This window comes from Afifella sp. H1R, from assembly GCF_021462425.1.
Lineage (GTDB): Bacteria > Pseudomonadota > Alphaproteobacteria > Rhizobiales > Afifellaceae > Afifella > Afifella aestuarii.
Window position 1 is genome coordinate 254,527 of the sequence record NZ_JAKEDY010000001.1, and the last position, 21,091, is coordinate 275,617.

At 64.0% G+C, this 21,091-nt stretch carries 16 protein-coding genes and 1 pseudogene; 15 read left to right on the forward strand and 2 right to left on the reverse strand.

Going from position 1 to position 21,091, the window contains the following annotated elements; genetic code table 11:
- The first annotated feature begins 1 nt into the window (after position 1).
- The 9 genes and pseudogenes from L0F51_RS01240 to L0F51_RS01280 all read left to right on the forward strand — a co-directional run bounded on the left by L0F51_RS01240 (position 2) and on the right by L0F51_RS01280 (position 11,651).
- Positions 2 to 976 (forward strand): ABC transporter ATP-binding protein, encoded by a 975-nt coding sequence (locus tag L0F51_RS01240; protein ID WP_234627591.1) that lies wholly within the window; start codon positions 2 to 4, stop codon positions 974 to 976.
- On the forward strand, positions 973 to 1,998 hold the full coding sequence (locus L0F51_RS01245) for an ABC transporter ATP-binding protein (protein ID WP_234627592.1): 1,026 nt from the start codon (positions 973 to 975) through the stop codon (positions 1,996 to 1,998). Before L0F51_RS01240 ends, L0F51_RS01245 begins: the two co-directional genes overlap by 4 nt.
- On the forward strand, positions 1,995 to 3,365 hold the full coding sequence (locus tag L0F51_RS01250; RefSeq protein ID WP_234627593.1) for an MmgE/PrpD family protein: 1,371 nt from the start codon (positions 1,995 to 1,997) through the stop codon (positions 3,363 to 3,365). The genes L0F51_RS01245 and L0F51_RS01250 overlap by 4 nt, the downstream gene beginning before the upstream one ends.
- Before the next feature lie 103 nt (positions 3,366 to 3,468).
- Positions 3,469 to 5,526, forward strand: coding sequence for a hydantoinase/oxoprolinase family protein (locus tag L0F51_RS01255; protein WP_234627594.1), 2,058 nt, complete (start codon positions 3,469 to 3,471; stop codon positions 5,524 to 5,526).
- Positions 5,527 to 5,544: 18 nt separating this feature from the next.
- Positions 5,545 to 7,539, forward strand: coding sequence for a hydantoinase B/oxoprolinase family protein (locus L0F51_RS01260; RefSeq protein WP_234627595.1), 1,995 nt, complete (start codon positions 5,545 to 5,547; stop codon positions 7,537 to 7,539).
- On the forward strand, positions 7,536 to 8,777 hold the full coding sequence (locus tag L0F51_RS01265; protein WP_234627596.1) for a multidrug effflux MFS transporter: 1,242 nt from the start codon (positions 7,536 to 7,538) through the stop codon (positions 8,775 to 8,777). The genes L0F51_RS01260 and L0F51_RS01265 overlap by 4 nt, the downstream gene beginning before the upstream one ends.
- Before the next feature lie 182 nt (positions 8,778 to 8,959).
- Positions 8,960 to 9,118, forward strand: a pseudogene (locus L0F51_RS01270) (aldehyde dehydrogenase family protein); the annotation flags it as partial.
- A gap of 14 nt (positions 9,119 to 9,132) precedes the next feature.
- The gene (locus L0F51_RS01275) at positions 9,133 to 10,191 is read left to right on the forward strand and encodes a tartrate dehydrogenase (RefSeq protein ID WP_234627597.1); all 1,059 of its coding nucleotides are present in this window, start codon (positions 9,133 to 9,135) and stop codon (positions 10,189 to 10,191) included.
- The gene (locus L0F51_RS01280) at positions 10,191 to 11,651 is read left to right on the forward strand and encodes an NAD-dependent succinate-semialdehyde dehydrogenase (protein ID WP_370642285.1); all 1,461 of its coding nucleotides are present in this window, start codon (positions 10,191 to 10,193) and stop codon (positions 11,649 to 11,651) included. Before L0F51_RS01275 ends, L0F51_RS01280 begins: the two co-directional genes overlap by 1 nt.
- 38 nt (positions 11,652 to 11,689) lie before the next feature.
- Here L0F51_RS01280 and L0F51_RS01285 read toward each other — a convergent pair whose 3' ends face one another.
- Both L0F51_RS01285 and L0F51_RS01290 read right to left on the reverse strand, forming a co-directional pair.
- The gene (locus tag L0F51_RS01285; RefSeq protein ID WP_234627598.1) at positions 11,690 to 12,967 is read right to left on the reverse strand and encodes an FAD-binding oxidoreductase; all 1,278 of its coding nucleotides are present in this window, start codon (positions 12,965 to 12,967) and stop codon (positions 11,690 to 11,692) included.
- A 23-nt stretch (positions 12,968 to 12,990) separates the two neighbouring features.
- Entirely contained in the window at positions 12,991 to 13,659 is a 669-nt protein-coding gene (locus L0F51_RS01290) for a haloacid dehalogenase type II (protein ID WP_234627599.1), read from the reverse strand.
- Between the two features lie 231 nt (positions 13,660 to 13,890).
- Between L0F51_RS01290 and argE the strand changes: the two genes are divergently transcribed.
- The 6 genes from argE (at position 13,891) to L0F51_RS01320 (ending at position 21,027) form a co-directional block, all read left to right on the forward strand.
- Positions 13,891 to 15,039: an acetylornithine deacetylase gene (argE, locus tag L0F51_RS01295; RefSeq protein ID WP_234627600.1), complete on the forward strand. Its 1,149-nt coding sequence runs from the start codon at positions 13,891 to 13,893 to the stop codon at positions 15,037 to 15,039.
- A gap of 159 nt (positions 15,040 to 15,198) precedes the next feature.
- Complete coding sequence (locus L0F51_RS01300) at positions 15,199 to 16,035, forward strand: GNAT family N-acetyltransferase (RefSeq protein WP_234627601.1); 837 nt, start codon at positions 15,199 to 15,201, stop codon at positions 16,033 to 16,035.
- Between the two features lie 17 nt (positions 16,036 to 16,052).
- Entirely contained in the window at positions 16,053 to 17,432 is a 1,380-nt protein-coding gene (locus tag L0F51_RS01305; RefSeq protein ID WP_234627602.1) for an aspartate aminotransferase family protein, read from the forward strand.
- 3 nt (positions 17,433 to 17,435) lie between these two features.
- On the forward strand, positions 17,436 to 18,365 hold the full coding sequence (locus L0F51_RS01310) for a glyoxylate/hydroxypyruvate reductase A (protein ID WP_234627603.1): 930 nt from the start codon (positions 17,436 to 17,438) through the stop codon (positions 18,363 to 18,365).
- Positions 18,366 to 18,629: 264 nt separating this feature from the next.
- Entirely contained in the window at positions 18,630 to 19,337 is a 708-nt protein-coding gene (locus L0F51_RS01315; RefSeq protein ID WP_234627604.1) for an HAD-IA family hydrolase, read from the forward strand.
- A gap of 61 nt (positions 19,338 to 19,398) precedes the next feature.
- Positions 19,399 to 21,027, forward strand: coding sequence for an ABC transporter substrate-binding protein (locus L0F51_RS01320; protein ID WP_234627605.1), 1,629 nt, complete (start codon positions 19,399 to 19,401; stop codon positions 21,025 to 21,027).
- Positions 21,028 to 21,091: the final 64 nt, after the last annotated feature.

Below are 21,091 nucleotides of genomic sequence, written 5' to 3' on the forward strand. Positions count from 1 at the left end.
CGTGACCGACGTCCTTCGCATCGATGATTTGAGCATGCACCTGGAGACCGAACTCGGCACGGTCCGTGCCGTGGAAAACCTCTCGCTCCGCGTGGACGAGGGAGAGGCGGTCGCTCTCGTAGGTGAATCGGGCTGCGGCAAGTCGATGACCGCGCTTTCCATCATGCGCCTTCTGCCGCCTTATGCACGCTTCCGGTCCGGCTCCATCCGAGTGGCGGGCAAAGACCTGGTGACGGCGCCCGAACGCGCCATGCGCCAGATCCGCGGCGGCACGATCGGCATGATCTTTCAGGATCCGCTGACCTTCCTCAATCCGTTGCGGCAGGTGGGCGAGCAGATCGCGGAAGCGGTCAGGCTCCATACTGGGGCAGGCCGGGCAGAGGCGGATGCGCAAGCGCTCGAGGCCTTGCGGCGCGTGCGCATCGCCGACGCCGAGAACGTCGTGCACAATTACCCCCATCAGCTCTCCGGCGGCATGCGCCAGCGCGTTTTGATCGCAATCGCCGTCGCGTGCCGGCCGTCGCTCCTCATCTGCGATGAGCCGACGACGGCGCTCGACGTGACCATCCAGGCGCAGATCATGGAGCTGATCGACAATCTTCGCCATGAACTCGGCACGGCGGTCCTGCTCATCACCCACGACCTCGGCCTCGTCGCGCAATATTGCAGCCGGGTCTATGTCATGTATGCCGGGCAGGTCGTGGAAGATGCCAAAGTGCGGGAGATTTTCCAGCACCCGCGCCATCCCTACACGCAGGCGCTCCTGCAATCGTCTCTGCGGCCGGATCGGGTGAGCGAGGATTTCGCCGTCATCGAGGGCCAGCCGCCGCAGCTTCTGGCGCCACCGCCTGGCTGTCGCTTCCATCCGCGCTGTCCCCGCGCGTTCGATCCCTGCCCATCGGCGATGCCCGGGCTCGATCGGGCAGGAGAGGGCCGCGCCAAGGTGCGCTGCCACCTGCAGGAGGCACATCAATGACCAACGCTCTCCTGACGATCCACGAGCTCAAGGTTCATTACGAAACGAGCGGTGGACTTTTCAGCGCCGGCAGCCTGCCCGTGCGGGCCGTCGATGGCGTGAGCCTCGAATTGAAACGGGGCGAGCTTCTCGCTCTCGTGGGGGAATCCGGCTGCGGCAAGTCGACGATCGCACGCACGCTCGTCGGCCTCACCGAACCGACCGCTGGCGACATCATCTATTCGGGGCGCAACGTCGGCAATTTCAATGCGCAGGAACGCCAGAATTTCCGCCGTTCCGTGCAGATGGTCTTCCAGGATCCCTTCGATTCTCTGAACCCGCGCAAAACGGTCTTCTCGACGATCGCGCAGCCCCTGCGCATCCACAAGATCGTCCCGCGCGCTGAGCTCAAAGCCGAAGTCATCCGTCTTCTCAACGCCGTCGGGCTGTCGCCTGCCGAAGCCTATCTCGGGCGCTATCCGCATCAATTCAGCGGCGGTCAGAGGCAACGCATCTGCATCGCCCGGGCCATCGCCTCGCGGCCGAAGGTCATCATCGCCGACGAGGCGGTGTCCGCGCTCGACGTGTCCATCCGGGCGCAGATCCTGACGCTGTTCCGCAAGCTGACGCGAGAGCTCGATCTCGCCTCGATCTTCATCACCCACGATCTCAGCGTCGTCCGTTCGCTCTGCGAATCCGTGGCCGTGATGTATCTCGGGCAGGTGGTCGAGCGCGGCCCGACTGAGAGAGTTTTCACCCGTCCGCAGCATCCCTACACGCGCGCCCTTTTGCAGGCGAGCCCGATCGCCGACCCGGATGTGGCGCGGTCCAGACGGGGTTTCCTGCTCGAAGGCGACGTGCCATCGCCGGCCAATCCGCCTGCGGGTTGTCGTTTCCATACGCGCTGCCCGATCGCGCAGCCGAAATGCGCCTCCGAGCCGCCGGCATTGCGGTCGATCGAGGGCGTGGAGGCAGGGTGCCATTTTCCGGAAGGCTGGCGGCAGACCGAAAAGGTCTCACGGGCGGAGGAGGCGGTCTCGTGAGGACGACGGCGCGCTTCTGTGAATGGGCTGCGGAGACCTCGCGAGACTGGCCGGCCGCCTGCCTGAAGGAGGCGCGGCTCTGCCTGATCGATACGATCGGCTGCATGCTTGCCGGATCTGTCGAGCCGGCGAGCGAGAAGGTCGTGACGACGGTTGCCGCCTGGGGAACGGGCGAAGCGACCGTCCTCGGAGGAACGAGGCGCTTGCCGCCTCCCTTTGCCGCCTTTGCCAACGGAACGGCCGCGCATGCGCTCGATTACGATGACGTTCTCGATCCGGCGATGGCGCATCCGAGCGCGCCGCTGACGGCGGCACTCCTCGCGCTCGCCGAGGAGGAAGATCTTTCTTGGGCGGAATGTCTGGATGCTTTCATCGTCGGCTTCGAGGTGATGGCGCGCCTCGGCGAGGCGATGAACCTCGCGCATTACAACAAGGGCTGGCACAGCACGCTCTCCCTCGGAGCCCCGGCGACGGCTGCTGCCGCTGCCCGGCTGATCCGGCTCGATGCGGCCCAGACGGCCTCGGCGATCAGCCTCGCAACCAGCATGGCGGGAGGCTCCAAACAGCAGTTCGGCACGATGGCAAAGCCCATTCATGCGGGGCTTGCCGCAAAAAACGGTCTTATCGCTGCACGACTGGCGCAAAGCGGCGTGACCGCGGCGGAGGAAGCCATCGACGGGCCGTGGGGGATCGTCGCCATGACGGCGGGCGAGGCGGCGCCGGGCACCAGAGTGATTGACGAAAAACTCGGCGGCGAGCCTGCGATTTCGGAGTATGGCGCCTGGCGCAAGCTCTACCCGTGCTGCGGTAGCACCCACCGCCCGATCGACGCTCTTCTTGCCATACGCGCGGAGGAGGGGCTGAAGGCCGAGGATGTCGCCGAAGTCGAGGCCTTCGTCTCGCTCGCAGCGGCCACCAATCTTCGCTACCGGCTGCCACAGAATGTGGCCGAGGCGCGCTTCAGCTTGCCGTACTGCGCGGCGGCGGCCCTGATCGACGGGCGGGTCGATACCGAGACGTTCACGCCCGCGGCGATCCGACGACGCGATGTCCTGGCCCTTGCCGAACGGGTGACGGTGACGCGCGACGAAGAGCTTTCGGAGATGGGTGCCGTCTCCGAAACGCCTGAGCGGGCGCGCGTGCGGGTGACGCATAAAGGCGGCCGTGTGAGTGAGCGCGTCGTCTCGGTTCCGAGCGGCCATCCGCAGCGACCTCTGAGCGAAGACGCGCTCAAGACGAAATTCCTCGCCTGCGCGGCGCGCTCGGCGATCGCCGTGGATGCCGAGGCGATCTGGCGCGCCGTGCACGGTCCGCCGGGCGAGGGACGCGTCGCGGAGATGATGAGGCATGTCCAAGTGCATCACTGACACCGCGCCAGCCCAGAAATTCGAGATGGATGCCGACCAGAGCGCCGGTCTGCCGAAGGGCGGGCGGCGAAGGGAGCGGCTTTGACGACAAGGAGACGTAACGATGAGCTATCGAGTCGGTGTCGATATCGGCGGGACCTTCATAGATTTCTGCTTTTTCAACGAGCAGACGGACGACATTTTCACCCTCAAAGTCCTCACCACGCCTTCGAAGCCGGGCTCTGAGGTGATGGAAGGGCTGAAGATCGCGCAAAGTCGCCACGGCATCGAGCCCTCCGAGATCACGAGCTTCGTCCACGGCACGACCGTCGGCGTGAATACTCTGATCCAGGGTGTCGGCGCGCGGCTCGCGCTCTTCGCCACCGAGAATTTCGAAGACGTTCTCGAGCTGGCGCGCCTGCGCATGCCGGAGACCTACAATCTCCAATCCTCACGCCCAGATCCGCTCGTGGCAAAAGACCTCGTCTTCTCCATTCGCGAACGCATGCGCAGCGACGGCAAGGTGTTGCGGTCGCTCGACCGCGACAGCGTCATCGCAGCCATTGAACGCGCTCGGGAGAAAGGGGCGGAGGGCATCATCGTCGCCCTCATCAACGCGTATCGCAACGCCGATCATGAACGCGAAGTGGTGCGCATCGTGCGCGAAGTGGCGCCGGAGCTCTTCGTCTTCGCTTCCACCGACATCTGGCCGGTGATCCGCGAATATGAGCGCACCACGACGGCCGTCATCAATGGCTACGTCCATCCGCGCGTCGCCCATTACATCTCCTCGCTGCAAGAAGCCCTGCGCGAGCATGCGGTGGAGCCGGAACCGCTGGTGACGAAGTCGAACGGCGGCATCATGAACGCCGAGCTCGGCAAGGAGAACTGCGTCAGCATGCTCCTTTCCGGCACAGCCTCGGGCGTCATGGGCGGTGCCTTCGTCGCCAGCCGGGCCGGCTGCATGGACGCGCTCACCATCGATATCGGCGGCACCAGTGCCGACGTCGCGGTGATCATCGACGGCAAGCCGCAATTCGCTGCCGGCGAGAAGGTGGGGCCACATTCCCTCTACGTCCCGGCAGTGGCGGTGTCCTCGATCGGTGAGGGCGGCGGCTCCGTCGCCTGGGTCGATGATTTCGGCGTTCTCAAGGTCGGACCCGAAAGTGCTGGTTCCGATCCGGGACCTGCCTGCTACGGGCGCGGCGGCACGAAGCCGACGATCACGGACGCCTTCGCCGTCTGCGGCCTCATCGGTCATGAAAGCCTTGCCTATGGCAGCATCTCCATCGACGTGGATAAGGCACGTGCGGCTGTCGGCACGATCGCGGACAGGCTCGGCTGGAGCCTGGAAGCGACGGCGCAGGCGATCATCAACGTCGCGATCTCCGGCATGTATCTGGAGATCAACAAGCTGATCGCCCGTCACGGCATCGACGTTCGAAGCTTCACGCTCGTCGCTTTCGGCGGTGCGGGCCCGATGCTGGCGCCCATGCTGGCACTCGAACTTGGCATCCGCCAGGTGCTCGTGCCGACGACGCCCGGTGTCGTCAGCGCGCTCGGCGGCCTTGTCTCCGACATCCGCAACGACTTCATCGCAAGCCATTATCTGACCGTGGCGCCCGATAATATGGAAGCGATCCGTGCGGGATTTGCCGAGCTGAAGAGCGAGGCCCTCGCATGGCTGCGCGACGAGCAGAAATTCAAAGGCGAGCCGACGTACCTGCTCTCCGCCGACATGAATTACGCCGGCCAATCCTTCGAAATCGAAGTCGACCTCGAGGCGAACTGGCTCGAGGGAGAGGACGTGACGGCGATCATCGACGCCTTCCACGCACGCCATGTGCAGCTCTACGACTTCCATGACGCCGATGCCGAAGTGAACATCGTCAATCTGCGTCTCGTCGTGACGGCCGCTGGCCCGCGTCCCGAGCTGAAGAGCGTGCCGGTCTCTCCGGCGCCTGCGGAGCCCGCACGCTACGTCCCATCGACCTTCGCCGACAAGAAGGTGCAGGCGGGCCTCTACCTCCGTAGCGACCTCGTTCCGGGACATTCTTTCGAAGGTCCCGCGATCGTCATCCAGTCCGACACCACGACCTGTGTTCCTGAAGGCTTTTCAGCCTCCGTCGATGGCTTCGGCAACATCATGCTGCAGGCGACTGCGGAAAAGACCCTCATCTGATCGGCCCGGGAGAGAAACATGACCGACAAGGCTACCCTGCAGATCCTCGCCAACCATTTCCGGGCCGCCTCGGAGAGCATGGCCTACACGCTCTACCGCACGGCTCAATCCGCCTTCGTCAAGGAGACGGAGGATTTCACCATCGCGCTCGTCACGCCGGAAGGAACGACTTTTTCGGTGCCCCTCGATTACGGTGCGACCTGGTATCCGGGGCTCGATTACGGGCCCGGGATCGAGCGGATTGCCGAATACAACGAGGGCGACGTCTGCCTCACGAACGATCCCTACAGCGGCTTTCTCGCCACCCACACGCCCGACATCCATATGTGGAAGCCGATCATCGTGGACGGAAAGCTCGTCTGCTTCGCTGTCGGCCACATCCACAACACCGATATGGGCGGCGCCGTCCCGGCCAGCCTGTCGCGGACGCTGACCGAGATCCACCAGGAAGGCATCCGCTTCCCGCCCTGCAAGCTCTACGACAAGGGAGTCCTCAACCAGGAACTCCTCGACATCATGATGACCAATGTTCGCCAGCCCGAGCAGAACTGGGGGGACCTCAAGGCCTTCGTTGGTGCGCTCAACACGGGCGAACGGAAGGTGCGCGAGATCGTCGCCAAGTTCGGCGTGGAGGCGGTGACGCAGGGCATGCACGACATGCTCGACTACGGCGAAAGCCAGGCGCGCGAGATCCTGCGTTCGATGCCGGACGGGGTCTATGAATTCTCCGATTATTGCGACGAGGATTCGCTCAACGGCTATCCCTGCCGGCTGGCCTTGAAGCTGACGATTTCAGATGGCGAAGCGGAACTCGATTTCACCGGCACCGACACCCAGCTCACCTCGTCGTTGAACGTGCCGACGGGCGGCAATCCGCGCCATACGCTGATGCTCGTCGGCGTCTATTACATCCTCTACAGCCTCAATCAGAACCTGATGCTGAACGCCGGTCTGACCCGGCCTTTCACCTGCATCTTGCCCGAGGGCAGCGTCGTCAATCCGGTCTTCCCGGCAGCGGTCGGCATGCGCAGTCTGACCTGCGGGCGGCTCCGCAGTCTGATCTTTGGAGCGTTTGCGCAGGCGATTCCGGAGCGGATGCCGGCGGCGCCTGCCGGATCGAGTTCGATCGTCAACGTCATGACGACGGAGCCGAAGACCGGGAGGCGCATCATCGCCGCGATCGATCCGATCGTCGGCGGCTCGGGCGGCATGCCGACGCGCGATGGAACGGACGGTTCCGGTGCGGACGGCGCCTACCTCAAGAACACGCCGGTGGAGATCAACGAAGCGGAGGTGCCGATCGAGATCATCCGCTACCGGCTTGCCCCCAATTCCGGCGGTGCCGGGCGCTGGCGCGGCGGGCTCGGCACGATGCTCGAGTTCAAGGTTTTCTCGCCCCACACCCGCATCACCATCCGCAACCGCGACCGCAGCCGCTTCCGTCCCTGGGGGATCCTCGGCGGCAAGGCCGGCAAGCCTTCGGATTCGATCCTCAATCCCGACACCCCCAACGAAACCTTCCTCGGCAACCAGGATTTCGTCATCGCCGAACCGGGCGATGTGTTCCGTATCTTCTCGCCCGGCGGGGGAGGGCGCGGCTCGCCTCTCGAGCGGGAGCCCGCCCGCGTCCTGCGCGATGTCGAACGGGGCTTCCTGTCGGAGAAACTCGCTCTTGAGGAATACGGGGTCGTCATCGTTGCCGGTGCCGTCGACGAGGCCGCGACCGAGACACGCCGCAGTGAAATGCGCGCGGAGACGGACGGGAGCGCCTTTTTCGACTTCGGCCCTGAGCGCGAGGAATATGAGAAGGTGTGGACCCGCGAAGCCTACGACGCGCTGACGGAGATCATGTTCTCCCTGCCGGTCGAATGGCGCTTCTTCATCAAGCATCGCATCTTCCGAGCGCTTGAAGAGGCCGCAGACACCGGGCACGGCAGTGCCGAACTGGTGCGGCGCGCTTATCAGGGGCTCCTCGAGGAGCTTCCTCAGATCCGGGAGGCGGTGCCCGCTTGAGCGGGCGAGGTTTGCAGGAGGCGGAGGGGCGGGCCAAGGCAAGCGAGGCGCCGCCCCCCGTCTGGCTCCTGGTCCTCGTCACGGCGACGGGGCCGCTCGCGCTCCATATTCTCGTTGGCGCAGTGCCGGGTCTGCAACGTTCCTTTGGCGGTGATTATGGGCGGCTGCAGCTCACGCTGACCGTCTTTCTCGCCGGAATCGGTGTCGCCCAGCTCGGCTACGGCCTCTTGTCAGAGCGCTTCGGACGGCGGCCCGTGCTGCTGGCGGGGCTCGGCCTTTACACCGTCGCGAGCGCCGCCTGCGCGTTCGCACCGTCGATCGAGATTCTTCTCGTCTGCCGGACGCTTCAGGCGGTTGGCGGCTGTGCCGGCATGGTCATGTCGCGGGCGATCGTGCGTGACCTGTTCGGACGCAGCCGATCGGCAAGCCTTTATGGCTATATCACCATGGCGATGGCGCTTGCGCCGGCTGTTTCGCCCACCATCGGCAGCTATTTCGACCTCTGGCTCTCCTGGCGCTGGTCGTTCGTGTTCTTGAGCCTTTTCGGGGTGGTGGCGACCGTCGGGGCAGCCTGGCTCCTGCCGGAGACACGGCAAGCCACTTCGGAGGTCGATCTTTCCGGCTGGTTCCGGGCCTATGGCCGTCTCGCCATCCGCCCGGCCTTCCTCGCATATTCGCTCAACACGGCCTTCACGATGGCCGCCTGGTACACCTTCATCGCCGGCATGCCGTTTATCCTCGTGGAAGTGGAGGGCCTGCCGCAATCGACCTACGGGCTCCTCGTCATGCTCGTGCTGTCCGCCTATGCGACCGGCAATTTCCTGTCCGGACGATTTTCGGCACGTTTCGGCAGCGATCGCATGATTTTCGGTGGTGGGATCGTGTCCCTTGTCGGCGCCTGTCTCTTCACCGCCGTCGCCGAGAGCGGGGCGGGCGGGCCGCTTGTCTGGTTCCTGGTCATGTCGGTCAATGTCCTGGGCAACGGGATAACGCAGCCCAACGGCATCGCCAGTGCCCTCAGCATCGATCCGCCACGCGCAGGCGCGGCAGCGGGGTTTCTCGGGCTCCTTCAGATGGCGGTGGCCGGACTCGCGACCGTTTTCGTCCTGCAGCTTGGCACGCCGAGCGTCCTGCGGCTCGCGGTTTCCATTCTCGTCCTGATCCTCGCGTCGCACGTGGCCTTTGCGGTCGCCCTGTGGACGGGACGAGGCACTCCCGACCTCTCTCATGCCGAATGAGGCAGGTTCTCCACTTTTCGATGGCATGCGCGTCATTATCCGCTTCGCGCAGCCCTCCTTGCAGAGGATTCTGCCAAGCATGCCGTCACTTCGTCATGTCCTGTCGGCATGGCTCGGCTAGCTTCGCGCAGCCCCCTGCCGTCTCCGCGAGGCCTCCCATGTCCCTGAGTTTTGATCCGGCACGTCTCCACGCAGGAACCGTGTGGATCCACTGCTATGACCGCTCGCAGGATCACATCCTGCCGACCGGCGGCTCAAAGGGCTCCGGCCTCGGCAAGGATCTCGGCCGCGAAGCCTTTCTCGCCAACCGACGAACGACGTCGGTGTTGATCGATCTTTGAAGGACGGAAATGACATGAGCGCAGCTAAGACCTACGACATCGCTCTGGTGCCGGGAGATGGTATCGGGCCCGACGTGACGAAAGCCGCCTGGGCAGTTGCCGAGGCTGCAGCCGCGAGAGACGGATTCGCTCTCGCTGGCACGACCTATCCCTGGTCCTGCAATTATTACCTGGAGACCGGGCGGATGATGCCGGAGGACGGCATCGAGACGCTGCGTGGCCACGACGCCATTCTGCTCGGCGCTGTCGGTTGGCCCGCGACCGTCCCCGATTCGGTGTCGCTGCATGGGCTTCTCCTGCCGATCCGGAAGGCTTTCGATCAGTACGCCAACATTCGTCCGCATCGGCTTTTGCCGGGCGTGGAAGGACCTCTCAAATCGAAGACCTTCGACATTCTGTGCATCCGTGAAAACACCGAAGGCGAATATTCGGGCGCCGGCGGCCGCGTGCATCAGGGCACGTCCGACGAAGTGGCGGTGGAGACGGCAATTTTCACCCGCACCGGCGTGGAGCGCATCCTGCGCTTTGCGTTCGAGGCGGCAAAGGGGCGGCGCGGGCGTGTCGCGTCGGTGACGAAGTCGAACGCGCAGAAGCACTCGATGGTGTTCTGGGATGAGATCACGCGTCTCGTCGCGGCCGATTATCCGGATGTGGAGGTGACCTCCTACCATATCGATGCGATGGCGGCGCGCATGGTGATGGCGCCTGAGACGCTCGATGTCGTCGTCGCCTCCAATCTCTTCGGAGACATTCTCACGGATCTGGGTGCGGCGATCCAGGGCGGTCTCGGCTTCGCCGCCTCGGCGAACGTCAATCCGACGCGCTCCGCCCCCTCCATGTTCGAGCCTGTCCACGGTTCGGCCCCGGACATTGCCGGGAAGGGTCTTGCCAATCCTCTCGCGGCGATCTGGTCGGCCGCGATGATGCTGGATCACCTCGGCGAAGGGCAGGCATCGGCGCGCATTTTGAAGGCGATGGAGGCCGCGACCGCTCGCGGCTTCGGCATTCGGCCGGGCGCCCAAACGACTGATGCAATCACGGACGCCGTTTTGACGGCAATCAACGAGGAATGATGATGGACGGCAATATCTCTCCGAGCCTTTTGCGGCAGGCGGGGCTCATCGACGGAGCTTGGGTCGAAGCCGATCAGGGCGCCACGATCGAGGTGATCGATCCGGCGACGGGCGCGGTCATCGGCACGGTCCCGGATATGGGGGCGGCCGAGACGCGGCGGGCGATCGAGGCGGCGGAGAAGGCCTTCGCTTCCTGGCGGCGTACGACGCATGCGGAGCGTGCCGACAAGCTCCTTGCCTGGTACGGGCTGATGCTTGCGCATGAGACGGAACTCGCCACGCTGCTGACCCGCGAACAGGGCAAGCCGCTTGCCGAAGCGCGGGGCGAGATCCGCTACGGAGCTTCCTTCGTGCGCTGGTTCGCGGAAGAAGCGCGCCGGATCGGTGGCGAGACGATTCCGTCACCGACGCCGGATCGGCGCATCCTGGCGCTGAAGGAACCGGTGGGGGTGGCCGCGATCATCACGCCTTGGAACTTTCCGAATGCCATGATCACCCGTAAGGTGGCGCCGGCGCTCGCAGCGGGCTGCACCGTGGTGGTGAAGCCGTCCGAGTTCACGCCATTTTCGGCACTGGCACTCGGCGTTCTGGCCGAGGAAGCGGGTATCCCGGCGGGTGTCATCAACATCGTCACCGGCATGCCGAAGGACATCGGCGGCGAGCTCACCGGCAGCGAGATCGTGCGCAAATTGAGCTTCACCGGTTCGACGCGCATCGGGTCGCTCCTGATGGCGCAGTCGGCCCCGACCGTGAAGCGGCTGAGCCTCGAACTCGGCGGCAATGCCCCGTTCCTCGTCTTCGACGACGCTGATCTCGATCTCGCGGTCGAGGGGGCTGTCGCCTCCAAGTTCAGGAACGGCGGCCAGACCTGCGTCTGTTCGAACCGCATCCTCGTTCAGGCGGGGGTCCATGACGCCTTCGTCGAAAAGCTCTCCCGGCGGGTTGCGGCGATGCGTGTGGGGTCGGGCCTTCAGGAGGGCACCGATATCGGTCCGATGATCAATCGCGCCGCCCTGGAGAAAATCGAACGCCACGTGGAGGACGCGCTCGCGCGGGGTGCGAAGCGTGCGCACGATCCTGTCGAGCTGCCGGACGGCCCGCAATACGTCGCGCCTCTCGTCCTGACGGAGGCGAATACGGACATGCTGCTCGCCTCGGAGGAGACGTTTGGGCCGATTGCGCCAATTTTCCGCTTCGAGCGCGAGGAGGAAGCGGTCGCGACCGCCAACGCAACGCCGTTCGGGCTTGCCGCCTATTTCTACACGCGCGATCTCGCCCGCACATTCCGCGTTGGCGAGGCGCTCGATTTCGGCATCGTCGGGCTCAACACCGGCCTTATTTCAACGGAAGTCGCGCCTTTCGGCGGCGTCAAGCAGTCGGGCCTCGGGCGTGAAGGTGCAAAGGTCGGCATCGAGGAATATCTCGAGACCAAGGCCTTTCACATCGGCGGCCTCGGCTGAAAAACTCTGAGAAGCGGGAGCCTCGCATGAGGCTCCCGTCACTGGATCCGGTCGAGAGCCCTGTAGTAGAGCCCGACGAGCGGCAGGAACCAGGGCTTGCCGAAATGGCCGGGCACGGCCTGCCAGTCGACGCCCTTCATCGGATTGCGGTCGTCACGACCGAGAATCACATCGGCCATGATGGCGCCGAGATGGGTGGAAAGCTGGGCGCCATGGCCGGAATAGCCCATCGCATAATAGACGCCGTCGGCTTCGCCGGCGCGGGGGAAGCGGTCCTTCGTCATCCCGACGAGGCCGCCCCAGCAATAATCGATGTCGATATCGGCGAAGTCGGGGAAAACCTCCGCCAGGTTCTCGCGCAGGATGCGACCGGACTTTTCGTCTGACGTGGCATCCGAGACGGCGGAAAAACGGGCGCGACCGCCGAAGATCAGGCGATTGTCGGGCGACAGGCGGAAGTAATTGCCGATGTTGCGTGAGGTGACGCAAGTCCGGTTGCCGGGCATGACCGCCTCTGCCTCGCCCGGGCTGAGCGGACGCGTCGCGATGACGAAGCTGCCGACCGGGATGACCCGGCGGCGGAAATAGCCGAAGGGCCCACTCGTATAGGCACCGGTCGCAAGGAAAACACGATCGGCCGCGAGCGTCCCGCGTGGCGTGGTCAGCAGGTGACCGGAGGCGGTCTTTGTATGGTCGCGGACCGGTGCCTCTTCGAAGATCATCGCGCCATGGCGGTGTGCGGCCTCTGCGAGGCCATGGACGAAGCGGCCCATATGCATCATGGCGCTCTTCTTGAAGAGCATGGCGCCATGGAAGGCGTCGGAGCCGATCTCGCCGCGAAGGTCGTCTTTCGACAGGAGGGCGGTTTCCGGGTCGACTTCGTTGTGCACCGCCTCGAAGTTCTTCGCGATCGCTGAGAGATGTTCCGGCTTGGAGGCGAGCTTCAGCTTGCCGGCACGGCGGAAGCTGCAATCGATCTTTTCCTCCGCGACGATCCGCTCGATCGTATCGATCGCATCGTCGAATGCGCGGTAGAGGGCTTTGGCCCGGTCCGCACCGAGCTCATCCTTTGCCGCCGGATAGGAATGGGCGAGGCCATTGTTGAGATGGCCGCCGTTGCGACCCGAGCCGCCATAGCCGACGTGCCGCTCTTCGAGGACGGCCACGGAAAGCCCGGCCTTCGCAAGGCTTCGGGCGGCCGACAGACCGGTAAAACCTCCCCCGATGACGGCGACGTCGTAACGGCCTTCGACTGGGCCTCGCGCGCCGCCGGAGAAGCGGGGCGCGGTTTCGTGCCAATAGGATTTGAGCTGCATCGTCGCGGATCCCGGGACGCGGCTCAGAGGCCGACCACAGCCGGCAGACCGGAAATGTCGGCGATCTCGGTGTAGCCGTAATAGGGATTTGCTGGTTCGTGGCCGCGGTTCACCCAGACTTTGTGCTCGATGCCGAGATCGTGCGCCGACATGAGGTCGTAGCGGAAAGACGATGAGCAATGCAGGATCTCATCGGGGCCGCAGCCGAGCTCATCGAACATGTATTCGAAGGCGCGGAAGCGCGGCTTGTAAGCATTGGCCTGCTCGGCCGTGAAGACATGGGCGAAAGGCGCGCCGAGCTTCTCCACATTCGACATGATCTGAGAATTCATGGCGTTCGACAGAACGACCAGAGGATATTCCTTGGCCACCTTCGCAAGGCCTGCCGGCACGTCCGGATGCGGACCCCAGGTCGGCACGGCTTCGTAGAATGAGCGGGCCTCCGCCAGATCGAAAGCGACGTCGTTGCGCTGGCAGGTGCGCTCGTAGGCGCTGACGAGCACCTCTTCATAGGGCTTCCAGTCGCCCATGATCTCGTCGAGCCGGTAGGCGGAAAAATTGCGGATGAAAGTGGCGAGCTTCTCCGGCGACAGCCTTTCTCTGAGGATTTCTTTGGCTCTCTCGGCCATCTGAAAATGGGTGAGCGTGCCATAGCAGTCGAAGGTGATGTATTTCGGGCGGAACACGGGCATGGCCTTTCTTCACTGCGACGAAAACGGCGCGTTGGGGGCTATCCTGATGTGAGCGTAGCGGCGATTTTGCGCGCGTTTTCGTGGTCCGCCCCGCAAGCAAAGCAGATTCTTCCGAATGCCGGTGTCCACACGGCAAGGGCTGCCGGTCCTTTTCTGCCAGTCTTGATTACGACGCGCGATCGTTTCCAAAGGATGGCGTCCTATTGCGCTCCTGCCGGGGAAGGCCCACCGATGTCCGCCGAACGTATGCTCTCTGCCCTTGTCGCTTTCCCCTCCGTCGTGGGAACGCGCAATGGGGCACTCATCGACTATATCCGCGACTATCTCGCCAGCTACGACATCGCCTCTGCGGTGATCTCCGGGCCGGAAGGCGACCGCTTCAACCTCTTCGCGACGATCGGCCCGAAAAACGTCCCGGGCTATATTCTCTCCGGCCATATCGATGTCGTTCCGGCGAATGAGACGGGATGGGCATCCGACCCGTTTCGCCTGCGCAATGTGGAGGACAGGCTCATCGGTCGAGGCGCCGTCGACATGAAAGGTTTCGTGGCGGCCGTGCTTTCCTCTGTGCCGGAGCTGGCGGCGTTGGAGCTGCAGCAGCCGATCCATATCGCACTCTCATACGATGAGGAGGCGGGCTGCCGCGGTGTGCCGCATCTCATCGAAAAGCTGCCGACTTTGTGCGCTCCACCTCTCGGCTGCATCGTCGGCGAGCCTTCGGGCCTGGAGCCCGTGCTGCGCCACAAGGGCAAGGCCGCGATCCGCATCCGGGCGGAAGGCGTCGCTGGCCACAGTTCCCGCCCAGATCTCGGTCAGAACGCCATCCACGCCTTGTTGCCGGCACTGAAGGCTGTCGCCGACGAAGCGGCGATCCAGGAAGAGCGCGGCCCGAGAGATCCGCATTTCGCACCGCCCTACAGCACCTTGCAGATCGGCGTGGTGTCGGGAGGCGAGGCGCTCAATATCATCCCGAGCCATGCGGAGGCGGATATCGAGGCGCGGGCGGTGCCGGGGCTCGATCCGTTGGGGTTGCTGCAGGGCGCGCTTGCGGAGGTCGAAGCGAGCGAGGCTCTCGCGGCTGAGGTCATCGCGAGCTATCCCGCGCTGTCGTTGGACGAGGACCATCCACTCGCCGCGCTCGCCTCGGAGCTTTCCGGGCATGCCCTGGTCGAAGCCGTCAGCTACGGGACGGAGGCCGGTCTGTTTCAGGCCGCCGGAGTTCCCTCCATCGTTTGCGGGCCGGGCGACATCTCCCGTGCGCACAAGCCGGAAGAATATATCACCGTCGATGAGCTCAACGGGGCCCGCGCAATGGTGCTCCGGCTCGGACGCAGGCTTACGGCGGGGGGCATATCCGAGGACATGGCGCGCTCTCTCTGAAACGTCTCAGAAAGCTCAGCGGTTGCGGCCCGCTCGGTAGAAGCTGCGGCAGCGTATCGGCGGGACGGCCGGATGTGTCGCCGGTGGCGGGCCCGCCGGGCACATCGTTCTCTCCTGTCCTGCTACCAATTGGGAGAACCGAGGATTCTGTTGCGAGAGATGACCGACATTCTGCTTGAGCCGTTTTCCGATGCGCATCTTGAGGCCGCCGTCCGCCTGTCGCAGGCCGAGAATTGGCCGCACCGAACCGAAGACTGGGCGATGGTCGCCGCAGTCTCGCAAGGCTTCGTCGCAACGAAGGATGGGCGCGTCGTCGGCACGGCTTTCAGCACACCCTTCGGACCGGATCTTGCAACGATCGACATGATCATCGTCGACAGCTCTTTGCGCGGTCAGGGGCTGGGACGCCGGCTCGTGGAAGCCGCGATCGAGACGTCCGGCTCGCGCAATCTGCGCCTTGTGGCGACGGAGGACGGTCTTCCGCTCTACAAAAAGCTTGGCTTCGGTGAGCGTGGCGGGATCGTCCAACACCAGGGCAAGGTTGCTTCCGCGACGCCTTCAGCGGACGTCGAGGTGGCACGCGACACGGATCACGACGCGATCATCGACCTCGATCGCGCAGCCTATGGGGGCGATCGCCGCGCGCTTCTCGGGCAGCTCTTTGCCGCCGGCGGCGAAGCGGTCGTTTTGCGCGACAAGGGATCTCTCTCAGGTTTCGGGATTTGTCGCCCATTCGGCCGCGGCCGGGTCATCGGCCCCGTCGTTGCCGCGAATATCGAGGCGGCCAGGAGCCTGATCCTCGCCCTCATTAAGCGGCACCCCGGACAATTCCTGCGCATCGATACGCGCCGCGACACCGGTCTCTCGTCCTGGCTCACGGATCTCGGGCTCCCCGAGACCGGATCCGGTGTGGCGATGGCGCGGGGCGAGGAGCCCCGCGCGATCCGCGACGGAGAACCAAAAACTTTCGCCCTTGTCTCTCAGGCCTTTGGCTGACGTTTCCGGAGAACGACATGCTTTCAAATTCATTGCTCGAGGCTGATCGCGAGCACCTGGTACATCCTTTGAGCTCCTTTCGCGGACATGAGCGGGAGGGCGTACGTGTCATGGCCTCCGCAAAGGGGGCGTGGCTGACGGACCGAGAGGGACATCGGCTTCTCGACGGCTTTGCCGGTCTGTGGTGCGTGAATGCGGGCTACGGACACGAGAGCATCGTTGAGGCCGCCGCCGAACAGATGCGCCGCCTGCCATACGCGACCGGCTATTTCGATCTGGGCTCCGAGCCGGCGATCAAGCTTGCCGAAGCGCTCGCCGAGAGGGCGCCGGGTGATCTCGACCATGTGTATTTCACGCTTGGGGGATCGGACGCGGTCGACAGCACGATCCGTTTCATCCGCTACTACAACCACGCGCGCGGCACGCCGGAGCGGGATCAGTTCATCTCGCTGGAGCAGGGTTTCCACGGGTCTTCGACCGCAGGCGCAGGACTCACGGCGCTCAAGGGCTTCCACACGGGCTTCGGCGTGCCTTTCGAGTGGCAGCACAAGATCCCGTCCCATTACCTCTACCGCAATCCGGTCGGAAGCGACCCCGAGACGGTGATCGCCGCCTCGGTCGCGGCGCTGGCGGCCAAGGTTGACGAGATCGGTAAAGACCGCGTCGCCGCCTTTTACGCCGAGCCGATCCAGGGCTCGGGTGGCGTCCTGGTGCCGCCGCCGGGCTGGGTGAAGGCGATGGCGGATACCTGCCACGAACTCGGCATTCTCTTCGTCGCCGACGAAGTCATCACCGGTTTCGGTCGTACGGGCCCGCTCTTTGCCTGCCTGGAAGAGGGCGTGGTGCCGGACTTCATGACGGTCGCGAAGGGGCTCACCTCCGGCTATGTGCCGCTCGGTGCCGTCTTCATGGCCGATCATGTCTATCAGACGATCGCCGATGGGGCAGGGGAGGCCGCGATCGGCCACGGCTACACCTATTCCGGCCATCCGGTGAGTGCGGCTGTCGGCCTGGAAGTCCTGAAGCTCTACGAAGGGGGACTTCTGGACAATGGCCGGCGGGCCGGGAAGCGGTTGATGGCGGGCCTTGAAAGCCTCGCCGAACACCCGCTTGTCGGCGATGTGCGTGGCCGCGGAATGCTGGCTGCGATCGAACTCGTCACCGACAAGTCGGCAAAGACGCCGCTACCTGCTGCGGCGGAAGCCGGAAAGCGCATCTTCGATCGTGCCTACAAGAACGGGCTGATCGTGCGTGCCTTCGCTCAGGGCGTCATCGGCTTTGCGCCGCCGCTTTGCTGCAGCGATGAGGAGATCGACGAAATCGTGGAGCGCACCCGCCGCGTTCTCGACGAAACCTTGGCCGACGCGGATGTGCGCGCGGCCATGAAGGGCGTCTGAGCGATGGCGCTGCTTTACCTTTCGCACAAAGAGCGTGCCGAGGTCTGGAAGCCGATCTTCGCGCGGGAATTGCCGGAACTGGAATTCTACGACGGCTTTGATGCGGTCCAAGATCCCTCAAAGGTCCGTTTCATCGCGACCTGGAACGCTCCGGCCGACCCGGTGAAGACCTATCCGAACCTGGAGATGATCCTCTCGGTCGGTGCCGGTGTCGACCAGTTCGACTTTCGCGCTCTGCCGGAGCATGTGAAGGTCGCGCGTATGGTCACGCCGAGCATCGCCGAAATGATGCGCGACTACGTCGTTCTCGGCGTTCTGGCGATGCACCGGCAATTGCCCCGTTACATTGCCCAACAGAGGGACAAAACCTGGAGCGCCGGCCGTGTCGATCTTGCGCGGAGGAAGACCGTCGGCGTGATGGGGCTGGGTCAGCTCGGAACGGCCGTGCTGGAGGCGCTTCGTCCCTTTGGTTTCAAACTCGCCGGCTGGGGGCGCTCGCCCCGCGCGCTCGACGGGGTGCAGACCTTCGTTGGGCGGAGCGAGCTTCCGGCGTTCCTGGCTGGGACCGATATTCTCATTTGTCTTCTGCCGCTGACGAAGGAGACGGAGACCATTCTCGACGCGCAGCTCTTTGCGGCTTTGCCGAAAGGCGCCACGCTTGTACATGCCGGGAGAGGCCGGCAGCTCGACCACGATGCTCTTCTAGATGCACTTGATACCGGCCATCTCGAAGGCGCTTTCCTCGATGTGACCGAGCCCGAGCCTTTGCCGGCCGAGCACCCATTCTGGAGCCATCCGCGCCTCGTTCTGACGCCTCATGTCGCCACCATGACGGATTTCGAAGAGGGGGCCTTGGCCGCAGTCGAATGCCTGCGGGCGCATGAGGCAGGGCGACCGATCCCCGGGCTCGTCGACAAAGCGCGCGGCTATTGAGAAGCGCATGAGCAAAATTCCGACTTGCCTCAAAAATCGACAGATTATGCTGTGATGTCGGTCGCATTCGGAACCTCATAGAGGGTTGAGCTGCGAGACTGCATTCCTGGAAAGAAAGCACATTACAGTCAACGGAGTACAAAACCGGGCTGATTTCTGACCAAAGCAATCGCCCGGCGACGTTGAGTGCATCGGTGCCCCATCGCGGAAGATTATGCTGCCGGGTGGCGGCATCTCTCGTGGGCGTTCAAGGCGGAGGAATGCGTGACCCGCAAGCTGGCGACTTTCAAAGTTCTGACTTTCGACGTCGTGGGTACGCTCATCGACTTTGAGACGGGCATCAAAAACGGGCTCGCCAGCCTTGCCGCAGAAGGAGGGGCGACGCTGGATGGCGAGGAGGCTCTGGCCATCTACCGTGAGGGTCGCCGGGATCCAGATGCCGGTCGATTCCCCGACGACGTCGCTCGCTGCTACGACAAGATTGCCGCGAAGATGCACCTCCCGCGAGGCGACGAATATGGTGCCCGGGTCGTCGCAGCCGTCGCCTCTGCACCGGCCTTTTCCGACAGCCGCGCAGCTCTTGCGAAATTGCGCCGTCGCTTCCGGCTCGTTGCTATGACGAATGCGCAGCGCTGGGCCTTCGAGCGCTTCTCGGACGAACTTGGGAAGCCGTTTCACAAGTCTTTCACGGTCGACGACACAGGGACCGAAAAACCGGACCCGGCCTTCTTCGAGGCGGTGCTCGCCGATTTGAAGGGCGAGGGGATCGAGAAGGCCGACATCCTGCATGTCGCCCAGAGCCAGTATCACGATATCGGCGTCTCCCGGCAGCTCGGCCTCACCAATTGTTGGATCGAGCGCCGTCACGGCCGGAAAGGCTACGGGGGCACGATCGCCCCTGAGCGGTTCACCGAGCCGGACTATCACTTCACTTCCCTGGCTGCATTGGCGGAGGCCGTCGACCAGCCCTGAACCTGTTTCAAACCGCGCCAAGACGGGATGCCACCTCTTTGTCACCGGAAAGGACCGACGCATGAGCCAGAATGACCGGACGAACTGGGACGTCACGAATTGGACGAGGCGCGACGATGCGATGGTCGAAGAGGCCATCCGACGAGGCGCGTCACGCCGTGATCTCTTGCGTCTGCTTGCGGCGAGCGGCGTGGCAATGGCGGCCGGAAGCGCCATCATGACGCGTGCGACGACCGCCTTCGCCGCAACCCCGAAACAGGGCGGTTCGATCACCGCGGCCGGCTGGTCGTCCTCGACCGCCGATACGCTCGATCCGGCGAAAGCCTCGCTTTCCACCGATTATGTGCGCGGCTGCTCGTTCTACAACCGCCTGACCTTTCTCGAGGAAGGCGGCAAGGTGCAGATGGAGCTCGCCGAGAGCATCGAATCCGATGACGCCAAGACGTGGAAGATCACCCTTCGCCCGGACATCACCTTCCATGACGGCAAGACGCTGACGACCGACGACGTCATCTATTCGCTCCAGCGCCATAAGGATGAATCCGTCGGCTCCAAGGCGAACGCCATGGCGCAGCAGATGGAGACCTTCAAGAAGGTGGACGACCGGGTTTTGGAGCTGGTGCTGAGTTCGCCGAACGCCGACCTGCCGATCATCCTCTCTCTGCACCACTTCATGATCATCGCCGATGGCACGACCGACTTCACGACGGCGAACGGGACCGGCGCTTTCAAGTGTGAGACCTTCGAGCCCGGCGTCAAATCGGTCGGCGTCCGCAACGAGAATTACTGGAAAGAGAAGCTTCCCTATCTCGATTCCCTCGAGTTCATCGCGATTCCGGATGAGACGGCGCGTGTGAATGCGCTTCTGTCCGGCGACATCGCGCTTGCCGCCAACATCAATCCGCGTTCGATCAGGCGCCTCGATACGATCGATACGGTGACTCTGTCGAAGACGACGTCAGGAAACTATACCGACCTCAACGTCCGCCTCGACATGGCGCCAGGCGACAAGAAGGATTTCGTCGACGGTCTCAAATCCCTCGTCAATCGCGAGGTCATCGCGCGCTCCGTCATGCGCGATCTGGCTGTCATCGCCAACGATCAGCCGGTCTCGCCGAATGACCGCTATTACAATGCAGAGCTGAAGCCGAAGGATTACGACCCGGAAAAGGCGAAGAAGCTCTTCGAGAAGGCCGGCGTTCTCGGGCAGTCGATCCCGATCGTCGCTTCGACGGCTGCGACCTCGTCGATCGATATGGCGATGGTGGTGCAGCAGGCGGGGTCGGAAATCGGCATGCCCTTCGATGTGCAGCGTGTTCCCTCCGACGGCTACTGGTCGAACTATTGGCTGAAGGCGCCCGTTCACTTCGGCAACATCAATCCGCGGCCGACACCGGATATCCTCTTCTCTCTGCTCTACACCTCCGACGCGCCATGGAACGAGAGCCGCTACCAGTCTGAAAAATTCGACAAGATGCTGGTGGAGGCACGCGGTACCCTCGATGAGGCCAAGCGCAAGGAGATCTACGACGACATGCAGGTGATGGTGGCAGAAGACGCCGGCACCATCATTCCGGTCTGGATCTCCAATGTCGATGCCGTGTCTTCGAAGCTGAAGGGCCTGCAGCCCAATCCTCTGGGCGGCATGATGGGTTACGCCTTCGCCGAATATGTGTGGCTCGACGACTGAGAGAGCTGAAGGCCGAGCATCCGGCATGCCGGGGTGCTCGGCCTATCGCGCCCCCAGAACGAAG

Excerpts from the sequence above, each read along its gene's own strand:
- L0F51_RS01245 (WP_234627592.1), top strand. The coding sequence starts at position 973 with ATGACCAACGCTCTCCTGACGATCCACGAGCTCAAGGTTCATTACGAA.
- L0F51_RS01255 (WP_234627594.1), top strand. The coding sequence starts at position 3,469 with ATGAGCTATCGAGTCGGTGTCGATATCGGCGGGACCTTCATAGATTTC.
- L0F51_RS01260 (WP_234627595.1), top strand. The coding sequence starts at position 5,545 with ATGACCGACAAGGCTACCCTGCAGATCCTCGCCAACCATTTCCGGGCC.
- L0F51_RS01275 (WP_234627597.1), top strand. The coding sequence starts at position 9,133 with ATGAGCGCAGCTAAGACCTACGACATCGCTCTGGTGCCGGGAGATGGT.
- L0F51_RS01280 (WP_370642285.1), top strand. The coding sequence starts at position 10,191 with ATGATGGACGGCAATATCTCTCCGAGCCTTTTGCGGCAGGCGGGGCTC.
- L0F51_RS01285 (WP_234627598.1), bottom strand. The coding sequence starts at position 12,967 with ATGCAGCTCAAATCCTATTGGCACGAAACCGCGCCCCGCTTCTCCGGC.
- L0F51_RS01290 (WP_234627599.1), bottom strand. The coding sequence starts at position 13,659 with ATGCCCGTGTTCCGCCCGAAATACATCACCTTCGACTGCTATGGCACG.
- argE (WP_234627600.1), top strand. The coding sequence starts at position 13,891 with ATGTCCGCCGAACGTATGCTCTCTGCCCTTGTCGCTTTCCCCTCCGTC.
- L0F51_RS01300 (WP_234627601.1), top strand. The coding sequence starts at position 15,199 with ATGACCGACATTCTGCTTGAGCCGTTTTCCGATGCGCATCTTGAGGCC.
- L0F51_RS01305 (WP_234627602.1), top strand. The coding sequence starts at position 16,053 with ATGCTTTCAAATTCATTGCTCGAGGCTGATCGCGAGCACCTGGTACAT.
- L0F51_RS01310 (WP_234627603.1), top strand. The coding sequence starts at position 17,436 with ATGGCGCTGCTTTACCTTTCGCACAAAGAGCGTGCCGAGGTCTGGAAG.
- L0F51_RS01320 (WP_234627605.1), top strand. The coding sequence starts at position 19,399 with ATGAGCCAGAATGACCGGACGAACTGGGACGTCACGAATTGGACGAGG.